Raw genomic sequence first — 12385 nt, forward strand, 5'->3', positions numbered from 1 at the left:
CATGAGTGAGCTGTCACAGAACATGCTGGTCGCGGTGCCTCTGGCGCCGCTGGTGGGTGCCATCGTCGCGGGCCTGTTCGGCAAGTTTGTCGGCCGGCGCGGCGCGCACGCGATCACCATCCTGGGCGTCTTCGTCGCCTTCGTGCTGTCGGCCATGGTGCTGAAAGCCGTGGCGGTCGACGGCGCGCGCTTCAACCAGACCGTCTACGAATGGATGGTGCTCGGTGACCTGAAGATGGAGGTCGGTTTCCTGATCGACGGGTTGTCGGCGATGATGATGTGCGTCGTCACCTTCGTGTCGCTGATGGTGCACATCTACACCATCGGCTACATGGAGGAAGACCCGGGCTACCAGCGCTTCTTCTCGTACATCTCGCTGTTCACCTTCTCGATGCTGATGCTCGTGATGAGCAACAACTTCCTGCAGCTGTTCTTCGGCTGGGAAGCGGTCGGCCTGGTGTCCTACCTCCTGATCGGCTTCTGGTACACGAAGCCGACGGCGATCTTCGCGAACATGAAGGCCTTCCTGGTCAACCGGGTCGGCGACTTCGGATTCATCCTGGGCATCGGCCTGATCGTCGCCTTCGGCGGCAGTCTCAGCTACGCAGATACTTTTGCGAAGGCTGGCGAACTGGCAAGTCTGAGTTTCCCGGGCACCGACTGGATGCTGATTACCGTCATCTGCATCTGCCTGTTCATCGGTGCCATGGGCAAGTCGGCGCAGTTCCCGCTGCATGTCTGGCTGCCCGACTCGATGGAGGGTCCCACGCCGATCTCGGCTCTGATCCACGCTGCGACGATGGTGACGGCAGGCATCTTCATGGTGGCGCGCATGTCGCCGTTGTTCGAGCTGTCGGACACGGCGTTGAACTTCATTCTCGTGATCGGTGCCATCACCGCGCTGTTCATGGGCTTCCTCGGCATCATCCAGAACGACATCAAGCGCGTGGTGGCGTATTCGACGCTGTCGCAGCTCGGCTACATGACGGTCGCGCTCGGCGCGTCGGCCTACTCGGTGGCGGTGTTCCACCTGATGACGCACGCGTTCTTCAAGGCGCTGCTGTTCCTCGGTGCCGGCTCGGTGATCATCGGCATGCACCACGATCAGGACATCCGCAACATGGGAGGCCTGTGGAAGTACATGAAGATCACCTGGATCACCTCGCTGCTGGGTTCGCTCGCGCTGATCGGCACGCCGCTGTTCTCGGGCTTCTACTCGAAAGACAGCATCATCGAGGCGGTTCATGCCAGCCAGCTGCCGGCCGCGGGCTTCGCGTACTTCGCGGTCGTTGTCGGCGTGTTCGTCACGGCCTTCTACTCGTTCCGCATGTACTTCCTGGTCTTCCACGGCAAGGAGCGCTTCCACGACAAGCCGTTCCCGCCGGAAGACGACCACGCACATGACGGCCATCATGACGAGCACCACGAGCACCACGAGCCGCACGAGTCGCCGTGGGTCGTGACCGCCCCGCTGCTGCTGCTGGCGGTGCCCTCGGTCGTGATCGGCTTCATGACCATCCAGCCGATGCTGTTCGGCGACTTTCTGAAGGACGCGATCTCCGTCGATACGGCCAAGCACCCGGCAATGGCCGAACTGGCCGAGCACTTTCACGGTGCCGCGGCGATGGCGCTGCACGGCCTGACGCTGCCGCCGTTCTGGCTCGCGCTGGCCGGTGTCGTGCTCGCCTACCTGTTCTACATGGTCAAGCCCGGCATCCCCGCGATGCTGCGCCAGCGCCTCGGCTTCCTGGTGCGGATCATGGAGAACAAGTACTACATGGACTGGATCAACGAGAACATCTTTGCGGCCGCGGCACGCCTGCTGGGCCGCGGGCTGTGGAAGGGCGGCGATGCCGCCCTGATCGACGGCGTCGTGATCAACGGCTCCGCAAAACTCGTCGGCCGGACGGCCTCGCTCGTGCGCCTGTTCCAGTCGGGCTACATCTATCACTACGCCCTCGTGATGATCGTCGGCATCTTCGTGCTGATGACCTGGCAACTGTGGCCGTACCTGCAGGCCTTCCTGCGCGGCTTCAGCGGCGCCTAAGGCGAGGTAAGAACAAATGAGTCTCCTGAGCCTCGCGATTTGGACCCCCATCCTGTTCGGGGTCGTGCTGCTGGCCCTCGGCCGCGATCAATACGCCAACGTGGTGCGCTGGCTGGCGTTGGCCGGCGCGGTGGTGAGCCTGCTCGTCACGCTGCCGCTGATCACCGGCTTCGACAGCAGCACCTCGGCGATGCAGTTCGTCGAAGACGTGCTGTGGATCGAGCGCTTCAACGTGCATTACCGCCTGGGTGTCGACGGCATCTCGGTGTGGTTCGTGCTGCTGACTGCATTCATCACGGTGATCGTCGTGATCGCCGGCTGGGAGGTGATCAACCAGCGCGTGAACCAGTACATGGGCGCGTTCCTGATCTTGTCCGGTCTGATGATCGGCGTTTTCTCAGCGCTCGACGGCCTGCTGTTCTACGTGTTCTTCGAGGCCACGCTGATCCCGATGTACATCATCATCGGCGTCTGGGGCGGCCCGCGGCGCGTGTACGCCGCTTTCAAGTTCTTCCTGTACACGCTGCTCGGCTCGCTGCTGATGCTGGTGGCGCTGGTCTACCTGTACTACAAATCCGGTGGCAGCTTCGACATCCTGACCTGGCATCGCCTGCCGTTGCCCCTGGGTGCGCAGGAGTTGTTGTTCGGGGCCTTCTTCCTCGCGTTCGCCGTCAAGGTGCCGATGTGGCCGGTGCACACCTGGCTGCCGGACGCGCACGTGGAGGCGCCGACCGGCGGCTCGGTGGTGCTGGCGGCCATCATGCTCAAGCTCGGCGCCTACGGTTTCCTGCGTTTCTCGTTGCCCATCCTTCCTGACGCCAGCCGCGAGTTGACCTGGGTCGTCGTTGCCCTGTCGCTGGTGGCGGTGGTCTACATCGGCCTCGTGGCGCTGGTGCAGCAGGACATGAAAAAGCTTGTCGCGTACTCGTCGGTTGCGCACATGGGCTTCGTCACGTTGGGCTTCTTTATGTTCAACGAGCTGGGCGTCTCGGGCGCGATCGTCCAGATGATTGCGCATGGCTTCGTCTCCGGCGCGATGTTCCTGTGCATCGGCGTGCTCTACGACCGCGTGCACTCGCGCGAGATCGCCGCCTACGGCGGCGTCGTCAATACGATGCCGAAGTTCGCGGCCTTCGCCGTGCTGTTCGCGATGGCGAACTGCGGGCTGCCGGGCACGGCAGGGTTCGTCGGCGAGTGGATGGTCATCCTCGGCACGGTGAAGGTGAACTTCTGGCTCGGCGCACTCGCGGCAACGACGCTGATCTTCGGTGCCGCGTACACCCTGTGGATGGTCAAGCGCGTCTACTTCGGGCCGGTCGCGAATGACGATGTCCGCACGCTTGCGGACCTCAATGCCCGCGAATTCTTCATGCTTGGGTTGCTGGCCATCGCAGTGCTGTGGATGGGCTTGTACCCGAAGCCCTTCACCGACGTGATGCATCACTCGGTGGTGGACCTGCTGCAGCACGTGGCCCAATCCAAGCTTCCCTGACGACGAGGCCACCGCAATGAACGACATGAACTGGCTCGCCATCTATCCCGAGATCCTGCTGCTGGTGCTGACCTGCGTGATCGCGCTGGTCGACCTTTTCGTCACCGACCCGCGCCGCACGCCCACCTACGTGCTGACGCTGCTGTCGCTGGTCGTTGTCGGCGCGCTGCAATTGGCCTACGTCACCGACGGCGTCACCGTCTACGGCATGCAGGACATGGTGGTCAGCGACCCGATGGGCAATCTGCTCGAATTCTTCGCGACCATCGCCACCTTGGTCTCGCTGGTCTATGCCCGTCCGTACGCGGCCGACCGCGGCATGCTCAAGGGCGAGCTGTTCACACTCAGCCTGTTCTCGCTGCTCGGCATCATGGTGCTGATCTCGGCCAACAATTTCTTGACCCTCTACCTGGGGTTGGAGTTGATGTCGCTGTCGCTGTATGCGCTGGTGGCGCTGCGGCGCGACCATGCCGGCTCCACCGAGGCAGCGATGAAGTATTTCGTGCTCGGCGCGCTGGCCAGCGGCTTCCTGTTGTACGGCATGTCGATGATGTACGGCGCGACGGGCTCGCTCGAACTCGGCGAAGTGTTCAAGGCGATCGGCACCGGCCAGATCAACGAGCAGGTGCTGGTGTTCGGCGTCGTTTTCGTCGTCGCCGGCCTCGCGTTCAAGCTCGCCGCCGTGCCGTTCCACATGTGGGTGCCCGACGTCTACCAGGGCGCCCCCACCGCGGTGACGCTGATGATTTCCGGTGCACCGCAACTGGCCGGCTTCGCGATGGCGATTCGCCTCCTGGTCGAAGGCATGATCGGCCTGGCCGTCGATTGGCAGCAGATGCTGATCGTGCTGGCGGTCGCCTCGTTGGTGGTCGGCAACCTCGCGGCGATCGCGCAGACCAACCTGAAGCGCATGCTGGCGTACTCCACCATCGGCCAGATGGGTTTCGTTCTGCTCGGGTTGTCGTGCGGCGTGCTGCCCAGCAACACGGCATCGGCTGCGAACGCCTACAGCTCGGCGATGTTCTATACCGTCACCTACGTGCTCACCACGCTGGGCACGTTTGGCCTGATTGCGTTGCTTGCACGTGAAGGCTTCGAAGCAGAGGAAATCTCCGACCTGAAGGGCTTGAACCAGCGCAGTCCCTGGTATGCCGCGGTGATGGCGATCTTCATGTTCTCGCTTGCCGGCGTGCCGCCTGCGGTGGGCTTCTACGGCAAGTTGGCAGTGCTGCAGGCGTTGGTCTCCACCAACCAGAGCCTGTACGTGTGGCTGGCGGTGATCGCGGTGCTGTTGTCTCTGGTCGGGGCGTTCTACTATCTGCGCGTCGTCAAGGTGATGTACTTCGACGAAGCCACCGACACCTCCCCGATCGCGTCCAGCGCCGATGCCCGTGCCGTGATGTCGGTCAACGGTCTTGCCGTGCTGGTGTTCGGCCTGCTGCCAGGGGGCTTGATGACGCTGTGCGCGCAGGCCATCGGCAAGACGCTGGCCGGCTGAAGACTCGTGAGTTCCGCGGCCTCCGTCTGGCTCGTGTTGTTGGCTGCCGCGGTGGCGGCCAACCTGCCGTTCGTCAACGAAAGACTGTTTGTCGTCGGCCCACAGCGCGCGCCGAAAGGTCTGGGATGGCGGGTGCTGGAGCTGGCACTGCTGTTTGCGCTGGTGCTCGGCCTCGGTTTTGCGCTGGAAACGCGTCAGGGCCAGCGTCACGCCCAGAACTGGGAGTTCTACGCCGTCTCGCTGTGCCTGTTCCTGACCCTGGCGTTTCCGGGTTTCGTCTGGCGCTACCTGCGCCGGCACCGGCGCTGACGTCCTGAGCGAGCGCCATGACCGAAACCACCATCGTTCCAGACGAGCGTCACCTCGAAGAACGGTCGCTGGAATCGACCCAGGTCTACAAGGGCCACTTTCTCGAGGTCCGGCGTGACCGGGTCGGGCTGCCCGACGGCAACGAGGCGCATCGCGAATACATCGTCCACCCGGGGGCCGTGATGATCGTGCCCATCCTCGACGACGGGCGGCTGGTGCTGGAGCGCCAGTATCGCCATCCGCTGGGCCGGGTGATGATTGAATTTCCCGCCGGCAAGCTGGATCCGGGCGAGCCCGGCCGCCGCTGTGCCGAGCGCGAACTGCTCGAGGAAACTGGCTACAGCGCGCGCCAGTGGGCACACGCCGGTACCCTGCACAATGCCATTGCCTATTCGGACGAGGGCATCCAGATCTGGTTTGCTCGCAGCCTGACGGCCGGCGCCAGTCAGCTCGATGCCGGCGAGTTCGTCGAGGTATTCACCGCCACCACGGACGAACTCGACGCCTGGGTGCGCGACGGCCTTGTCACCGACGCGAAGACGATGATCGGGCTGCTGTGGCTGCATCAATGGCAGGCCGGCCGCTGGGATTTGCGCTGGCACGCATGAGTTCGCCGGGAAGTCTGCCGATAATCGCGCCATGAAGGTGCTCAACCTCCAGTGCCGGCACGGCCATGGTTTCGAGGGATGGTTCTCGTCCGAGGACGACTACCGCTCCCAACATGCCCGCGGGCTGGTCGAGTGCCCGCTGTGTGCCGACACCGAAGTGAGCAAGCTGCCGAGCGCGCCGCGGCTCAATCTTTCCGGGGCGAAGGACGCGCCGGCTGAAGCCAAACCGGTGGCCGCCGGGTCGTCGGGTTCCATGCAAGCGCTATGGCTGCAGGCCCTGCGGCACGTGATCGAGAACACCGAGGATGTCGGCGAGCGCTTTGTCGAGGAGGCTCGGCGCATGCACTATGGCGAATCGGACGCCCGCAACATCCGTGGGCAGGCAACGCGCGAGGAGACCGAAGCGCTGCAGGAGGAGGGCATCGAGGTGATGCCGCTGCCGTTGCTGCCGGCGCTCAAGGAGCCGGTGCAGTAGGGGCAGACCCCAGCATCCGTCCCGGGTTCATCCGGTTGTCCGGATCCAGCGCCTGCTTGATCGAGCGCATCAAGCCCAGTGCGACGGCCGATTTGCGCCGCGTCAGCTCTTCCCGCTTCAAGGCGCCGATGCCGTGCTCAGCCGAGATCGAGCCGCTGTGAGCCGCGACGGCGTCGTAGACCAACTCGTTGACCTGTGCTTCATGCTCGCGCAGGAACTCGGCAGCGCTGGTTCCTTCGGGCGCCTGCACGTTGTAGTGCAGATTGCCGTCGCCGAGGTGGCCGAAGTTCACCAGCCGAGCGCCGGGGAAGGCCTGTGCCAGCCGGGCATCGGTCTGTGCGACGAACGACGGGATGCGCGAGACCGGGACCGAGATGTCGTGCTTGATATTGAGCCCCTCCTCAGCTTGTGCGAGCGGGATCGACTCGCGCAAGTGCCACAGACTGCGCGACTGGTCGATGCTCTCTGCCACGGCCGCGTCGGTGATCAGCTCCTGTTCCAGCGCGGCTTCGAGCATGCTTTCGAACAGCGTACGGGCGTGCACTTCGGACTCGGTATCGGACTGCTCCAGCAGCACCATCCAGGGTGATGGTGCAAGGGGTTGGCGGATCTGAGGGAAGTGCTTCGCGACGAGTTCGAGCGCAAACCCGCCCATCACTTCGAAGCCCGTGAGGCCGGCCCCCAGCCGCGCCTGCGCGCACTGGAGCAGACCCACGGCCTGCTCCAGCGACCCCACCGCCGCCAGCGCAGTGACTTTGGCCGCCGGCTGCGGGTACAGCTTGAGCGTCGCTGCGGTTATGATGCCCAGCGTGCCTTCGCTGCCGATGTAGAGGTCACGCAGGTCGTAGCCGGTGTTGTCCTTGCGCAGCCCGCTGAGGCCGTTCCAGACCTCGCCGGCGGGCGTCACGACCTCCAGGCCGAGGCACAGCTCGCGTGCATTGCCGTAGCGCAGCACCTGCGTGCCGCCGGCGTTGGTGGCGAGGTTGCCGCCGATCGTGCAGCTGCCCTCGGCCGCGAGACTCAACGGGAACAGCAGGCTCTGCGCCGCGGCAGCCTCCTGCACGGCTTGCAGCACGCAGCCCGCGTCGACGGTCATGGTCAGGTTGGCCGCATCGATCTCACGGACCCGGTTCAACCGTTGCAGGCTCAGCAGCAGCTGGGTGCCGCTCGCGTCGGGCACCGACCCGCCGACCAGGCCGGTGTTGCCCCCCTGGGGAACGATCGCCACGCCGTGCGCCGCACAGGCCTGGACCACCGTTGCCACCTCCTGGGTGCTGCCCGGGCGCACGACCGCGAGCGCCTGGCCGCGGTAGCGCTTGCGCCAGTCGAGCTCCCAGGCGGACAGGTCGCCGCCGACCAGGACGTGTGGGGCGCCAACGGCGGCGCGCAGGGTGTCGAGCAGTGGTGCGTTCATGGCGGCGAAGGAGAAGTCTGGGCGGCCGTACTCTTCAGGCGAATGCGGACATGCAAGGCGCAGGCGACGAACAGCAGCAGGCACAGCAGCACCTCGACGGCGGCGAGCACCGCGCTCAGCCCGCTGTCGCTGGTGGCCCGCACGGCGCCTTCGGTGAAGTAGATCCACACCATCAGGCTGACCCAGCGGTAGGTGTACATGCGGTGCCTGAGCAGCCCGGCCAGCGGCAACGTCAGCGGCAGCACCTTGAGCGCGAGCCACGAGCCGCCGGGGCGCAGCGGGGCGAGCCACAGTTCCCATGCGAGACCGAGCACGATCAGCCCCAGCAGGCTGCCGACGGCCAGCGTGCGCGTGTGGTCCACGAGGGAAGAGCGATTCATCGATGGCATGATACCGGCCATGAATTTCCCCACGGGACTGCGCCACTCGTGGCGTGTGCAGGTCGCCAGGCTTGTGCAGACGCTGCACGACTGGCCCTGGATGGACACGCTCAAGACGCTGCGCCAGCGCTTTCGCGAAGACCGGCTGGGCCTCACGGCCAGCAGCCTCACGTTCACCACCATCATTTCGCTGGTTCCGCTGTTCACGGTGACGCTCGCCGTGTTCACCGCCTTCCCGATGTTCGGCCGCTTCCAGACAGCACTGGAGAAGTATTTCGTCCAGAGCCTGGTCCCCGATGCCATCGCGAAGCCCGTGCTGCGCGCGCTCACGCAGTTCGCGCTCAACTCGAACCGGCTCGGCACCGCCGGTCTGGTGATTCTGATGTTCACGGCCCTCGCGCTGATGCTGACCATCGACCGCACGCTGAATGCGATCTGGCGCGTGCGCAAGCCGCGGCCGATCGCGCACCGCGTGCTGGTGTACTGGGCGGCGGCCACGTTGGGGCCGCTGCTGCTGGGCGTCAGCCTCACCGTCACCTCCTATGCCCTGGCGCGGTCGCGCGGCATCGTCGGCGACTACTTCGACGCATTGAACTGGGTGCTCAACGTGCTCGAGTTCGGGCTGTTCGTCGGCGGCATTGCCGCCCTGTTCCGCTATGTGCCCAACGTCTATGTGCGCTGGTCTCATGCGCTGTCGGGCGCCTTGTTCGTCGCGCTCGGCTTCGAGGTGGCGAAGAGCCTGCTCGCCTGGTACTTGCGCAAGGTGCCCACCTATTCGGCGGTGTACGGCACGTTCGCCACGGTGCCGATCTTTCTGGTCTGGATCTACCTCGGCTGGGTCATCGTGCTGCTGGGCGCGGTGATGGCGGCCTATGCGCCGAGCCTGCAAATGCGCGTCGTGCGGCGCCCCGACACGCCGGGCCAGCGCTTCCACCTTGCAGTGACCCTGATGCGCGAACTGCAGCTGGCGCGCGCTCAGAGCTTCCACGGCATCACGGCGGCGGGCCTGGCCGAGCACTTGCGGACCGACCCGTTGCAGATCGAACCCGTGCTGGAAAGCCTCGTCGCGCTCGACTGGATCGGCCGGCTCGAGGAGGAGGGCGGTTCGCGTTACGTGCTGCTGGTCGACCCGGAGAAGACGCTGGCGCAACCCCTGGTCGCCGAACTGCTGCTCGACCCGGCGCCCAACCTGCGCGGCTTCTGGGACCGCGCCGGCTTCTCGACCCTCACGCTGGCAGACGTGCTCAAGGCGTAGGGGGGCGATCAGACCCCCGTCAGGTGCTGTGAATCACGACCAGCAAGGCGGTCGCCGTCGTCTTGCCCGGGTTGCGGATCGCATGAGGCTTGTCGACGCCGTAACGGGCCGTCTCGCCATGCTTGAGGCGCTGCACCGCCTCTCCGGCGGTGACGTCGAGCATTCCCGTCAACACGCTCAGATGCTCGCGTGAGCCGGGCTCGTGCGCCTGCGACTCGAGCGCTCCGCCCGGCTGCATCACGAGCTCGTACCACTCGAACTGTCCGGCCAGCTCGATCGGCCCGAGGATGCGCAGTTCGCATCGCTGATCAGGCGTTCGCAGCGACGGCGTCGCGTGCGCTGGGACGGTCACGATAGGCGGAAGCGTCGGCTCGCCGCCTTCCAGCAGCTGCGCCAACGGCACGTCCAGTGCATTGGCCAACCGCCAGACGACGGCGACCGTGGGGTTGGCCTGGTTGCGCTCGATCTGCGACAACATCGACTTCGACACGCCCGCCCGGCGCGAGAGCTCATCGAGCGACAGCCGTTCGGCTTGGCGCAGGGCCTGAATGCGTTCTCCGACGCGAGGAGGTTGGGATACCGGCGAAGCGGGAGCGGGCATGCGGTTGACTTCCGGGGCGAGGCTATGGATACTGCACAAAAGTTCGATATATCGAACATTGTCCATTGAATTGGATGTATCGAACGCCGCCAGTGTGCCTCACCGGTCACCGCAGAGGAAGGAAACCAGCCGATGTCCACCGCCGATTTTTACCGCCACCTGCAAGCCGAGCTCGATGCGACGCGTGAGGCCGGCCTGTACAAGACCGAGCGCATCATCGCGACACCGCAGGGCGCGGTGATCCGCACTACCGATGGCCGCGAGGTGATCAACCTGTGCGCGAACAACTACCTCGGGCTGTCGTCGCACCCGCGCGTGATCGAGGCGGCGCAGGCCGCCTTGCGCACGCATGGCTACGGTCTCAGCTCGGTGCGCTTCATCTGCGGCACCCAAGACCTGCACAAGCAGCTCGAGGCACGCCTGTCTCGCTTCCTCGGCACCGAAGACACGATCCTCTACGCAGCGGCCTTCGACGCCAATGGCGGCCTGTTCGAGCCGCTGCTCGGCGAGCAGGATGCGGTGATCAGCGACGCACTGAACCACGCCTCCATCATCGACGGCATCCGCCTGTGCAAGGCACGGCGCTATCGCTACGAACACAACAACCTGGAAGACTTGGAGCGTTGCCTGGAGCAAGCCCGGGCCGACGGCGCGCGCTTCATGGTGGTGTTTACCGACGGGGCCTTTTCGATGGACGGCACCATCGCGCAGCTCGACCGCATTCGCGAAATCACCGACCGCTACGGGGCGCTGCTCGGCATCGACGAATGCCACGCGACCGGCTTCCTGGGACGCAACGGGCGCGGCACGCACGAATTCCGGGGGCTGCTACAAGGTGGGCGCTGCGGCGTCGACATCATCACCGGCACGCTCGGCAAGGCCCTCGGCGGCGCCAGCGGCGGCTTCACCAGCGGCCGGCGCGAGGTGATCGAGCTGTTGCGTCAGCGTTCGCGGCCCTATTTGTTCTCGAACACGCTGGCGCCGGTGATCGCCGGTGCGTCGATCGCGGTGCTCGACCTGCTGGAAGCGTCGACCGAGCTGCGCGACAAGCTGGAAGCGAACACCCGCCACTTCCGCATGGCCATTGCCAAGGCCGGCTTCGAGATCAAGCCGGGAGACCACCCGATCGTTCCCATCATGGTCTACGACGCTGCGAAGGCACAGCAGCTCAGCGCGCGTCTGCTGGAACTCGGCATCTATGCGATCGGATTTTTCTACCCGGTGGTCCCCAAGGGGCAGGCGCGCATCCGCGTGCAGCTGTCGGCAGTGCACGAGCGCGAGCATCTCGATGCCGCGGTGGCCGCCTTCGTGAAGGCCGGTCGCGAACTCGGGCTGGTGTGAGGTGACGGCGATGAACACCAGGATCCTCGTCATTGGCGCCAACGGCCAGATCGGCAGCGAGCTGACCGAGGCCCTGATCGCCCGCTACGGCAACGACGCGGTGGTGGCTTCGGACATCGGGCCGGCAGCGCGCACCGGACAGGTCTGCTACGAGTCCTTGGACGTGCTCGATGCGCAGGCGCTCGCCAGCGTGGTCGCGCGCCATTGCATCACGCAGGTCTACCACTTGGCTGCGGCGCTGTCGGCGCGCGGCGAGCAGCACCCGGTGTGGGCCTGGGACCTGAACATGCGCGGCCTGCTGAACGTGCTGGAGGTGGCACGTGAACACCGCCTGCAGCGCGTCTTCTGGCCCAGTTCGATCGCGGCCTTCGGTCCCGGCACACCGGCCGAACCGGCGCCACAGCATGCGGTGATGGACCCGGGCACCGTATACGGCATCTCCAAGCTGGCCGGTGAACGCTGGTGCGCCTGGTACCACGCGAAGCACGGCCTGGACGTGCGCAGCGTGCGCTACCCGGGTCTGATCAGCTGGAAGACCCCACCGGGTGGCGGCACCACCGACTATGCGGTGGAGATCTTCCATGCGGCGCGCAAGCGGGGCTGCTACGAGTGCTTTCTCTCGGCCGACACGCGGCTGCCGATGATGTACATGCCCGATGCGCTGCGGGCCACGATCGAGCTGATGGAAGCGCCCGCTGAGCGCATCCGCGAGCGTGGGTCCTACAACCTGGCGGGCGTCAGTTTCACGCCTGACGAGATCGCGATGGAAATCGAACGCCGCATGCCGGGCTTTTCAGTCAGCTACGCGCCCGACTTTCGTGACGCCATCGCGCGCACATGGCCGCGCTCGATCGACGACAGTGCGGCGCGCACCGACTGGGGCTGGCGGCCGCGTTTCGGCCTCGGCGCGCTGGTGGAGGACATGCTTGCGCACATCCCGGTGCACCGGCTGGCGGCCTGATGTC

12 protein-coding genes are annotated in these 12385 nt (G+C 65.6%); 9 read left to right on the forward strand and 3 right to left on the reverse strand.

Annotation, left to right across the window (positions count from 1 at the left end):
* Window position 1 precedes the first annotated feature (1 nt).
* The 6 genes from nuoL to M8A51_RS02390 are packed head-to-tail and all read left to right on the forward strand — an operon-like array spanning window position 2 to window position 6429.
* Window positions 2-2047 carry an NADH-quinone oxidoreductase subunit L gene (gene nuoL / locus M8A51_RS02365; protein ID WP_251776501.1) on the forward strand — a complete coding sequence of 682 codons (2046 nt, stop codon included), beginning with the start codon at window positions 2-4 and terminating at the stop codon, window positions 2045-2047.
* Between the two features lie 16 nt (window positions 2048-2063).
* A complete protein-coding gene (locus M8A51_RS02370; protein WP_251776502.1) occupies window positions 2064-3539 on the forward strand; it encodes an NADH-quinone oxidoreductase subunit M in 1476 nt (491 codons plus the stop codon).
* A gap of 16 nt (window positions 3540-3555) precedes the next feature.
* On the forward strand, window positions 3556-5037 hold the full coding sequence (gene nuoN, locus M8A51_RS02375; protein ID WP_251776503.1) for an NADH-quinone oxidoreductase subunit NuoN: 1482 nt from the start codon (window positions 3556-3558) through the stop codon (window positions 5035-5037).
* Between the two features lie 6 nt (window positions 5038-5043).
* Window positions 5044-5346, forward strand: a complete 303-nt coding sequence (locus tag M8A51_RS02380) for a DUF2818 family protein (protein WP_251776504.1) — start codon at window positions 5044-5046, stop codon at window positions 5344-5346.
* Between the two features lie 17 nt (window positions 5347-5363).
* Window positions 5364-5954, forward strand: coding sequence for an NUDIX domain-containing protein (locus M8A51_RS02385; RefSeq protein ID WP_251776505.1), 591 nt, complete (start codon window positions 5364-5366; stop codon window positions 5952-5954).
* Window positions 5955-5985: 31 nt separating this feature from the next.
* Complete coding sequence (locus M8A51_RS02390; RefSeq protein ID WP_251776506.1) at window positions 5986-6429, forward strand: DUF1178 family protein; 444 nt, start codon at window positions 5986-5988, stop codon at window positions 6427-6429.
* On the opposite strand, the gene M8A51_RS02395 is transcribed toward M8A51_RS02390, so the two are convergent.
* Window positions 6410-7843, reverse strand: a complete 1434-nt coding sequence (locus M8A51_RS02395) for an FAD-binding oxidoreductase (protein ID WP_251776507.1) — start codon at window positions 7841-7843, stop codon at window positions 6410-6412. The genes M8A51_RS02390 and M8A51_RS02395 overlap by 20 nt on opposite strands.
* Complete coding sequence (locus M8A51_RS02400) at window positions 7840-8223, reverse strand: DUF2069 domain-containing protein (RefSeq protein ID WP_251776508.1); 384 nt, start codon at window positions 8221-8223, stop codon at window positions 7840-7842. Before M8A51_RS02400 ends, M8A51_RS02395 begins: the two co-directional genes overlap by 4 nt.
* Before the next feature lie 19 nt (window positions 8224-8242).
* Between M8A51_RS02400 and M8A51_RS02405 the strand changes: the two genes are divergently transcribed.
* Window positions 8243-9478 carry a YihY family inner membrane protein gene (locus M8A51_RS02405; protein ID WP_251776509.1) on the forward strand — a complete coding sequence of 412 codons (1236 nt, stop codon included), beginning with the start codon at window positions 8243-8245 and terminating at the stop codon, window positions 9476-9478.
* 19 nt (window positions 9479-9497) lie between these two features.
* Here M8A51_RS02405 and M8A51_RS02410 read toward each other — a convergent pair whose 3' ends face one another.
* Entirely contained in the window at window positions 9498-10079 is a 582-nt protein-coding gene (locus tag M8A51_RS02410; RefSeq protein WP_251776510.1) for a helix-turn-helix domain-containing protein, read from the reverse strand.
* Between the two features lie 132 nt (window positions 10080-10211).
* Here M8A51_RS02410 and kbl point away from each other — a divergent pair, with 132 nt between their 5' ends.
* Together kbl and M8A51_RS02420 are read left to right on the forward strand one after the other, a co-directional pair.
* Entirely contained in the window at window positions 10212-11420 is a 1209-nt protein-coding gene (kbl, locus tag M8A51_RS02415; protein WP_251776511.1) for a glycine C-acetyltransferase, read from the forward strand.
* Between the two features lie 10 nt (window positions 11421-11430).
* Window positions 11431-12381, forward strand: coding sequence for an NAD-dependent epimerase/dehydratase family protein (locus tag M8A51_RS02420; RefSeq protein ID WP_251776512.1), 951 nt, complete (start codon window positions 11431-11433; stop codon window positions 12379-12381).
* The last annotated feature ends 4 nt before the right edge of the window (window positions 12382-12385 follow it).

It is taken from the genome of Caldimonas mangrovi, assembly GCF_023721835.1.
In the GTDB taxonomy this organism is placed as follows: domain Bacteria; phylum Pseudomonadota; class Gammaproteobacteria; order Burkholderiales; family Burkholderiaceae_C; genus Caldimonas; species Caldimonas mangrovi.

Excerpts from the sequence above, each read along its gene's own strand:
- nuoL (WP_251776501.1), top strand. The coding sequence starts at position 2 with ATGAGTGAGCTGTCACAGAACATGCTGGTCGCGGTGCCTCTGGCGCCG.
- M8A51_RS02370 (WP_251776502.1), top strand. The coding sequence starts at position 2,064 with ATGAGTCTCCTGAGCCTCGCGATTTGGACCCCCATCCTGTTCGGGGTC.
- nuoN (WP_251776503.1), top strand. The coding sequence starts at position 3,556 with ATGAACGACATGAACTGGCTCGCCATCTATCCCGAGATCCTGCTGCTG.
- M8A51_RS02385 (WP_251776505.1), top strand. The coding sequence starts at position 5,364 with ATGACCGAAACCACCATCGTTCCAGACGAGCGTCACCTCGAAGAACGG.
- M8A51_RS02390 (WP_251776506.1), top strand. The coding sequence starts at position 5,986 with ATGAAGGTGCTCAACCTCCAGTGCCGGCACGGCCATGGTTTCGAGGGA.
- M8A51_RS02395 (WP_251776507.1), bottom strand. The coding sequence starts at position 7,843 with ATGAACGCACCACTGCTCGACACCCTGCGCGCCGCCGTTGGCGCCCCA.
- M8A51_RS02400 (WP_251776508.1), bottom strand. The coding sequence starts at position 8,223 with ATGAATCGCTCTTCCCTCGTGGACCACACGCGCACGCTGGCCGTCGGC.
- M8A51_RS02405 (WP_251776509.1), top strand. The coding sequence starts at position 8,243 with ATGAATTTCCCCACGGGACTGCGCCACTCGTGGCGTGTGCAGGTCGCC.
- M8A51_RS02410 (WP_251776510.1), bottom strand. The coding sequence starts at position 10,079 with ATGCCCGCTCCCGCTTCGCCGGTATCCCAACCTCCTCGCGTCGGAGAA.
- kbl (WP_251776511.1), top strand. The coding sequence starts at position 10,212 with ATGTCCACCGCCGATTTTTACCGCCACCTGCAAGCCGAGCTCGATGCG.
- M8A51_RS02420 (WP_251776512.1), top strand. The coding sequence starts at position 11,431 with ATGAACACCAGGATCCTCGTCATTGGCGCCAACGGCCAGATCGGCAGC.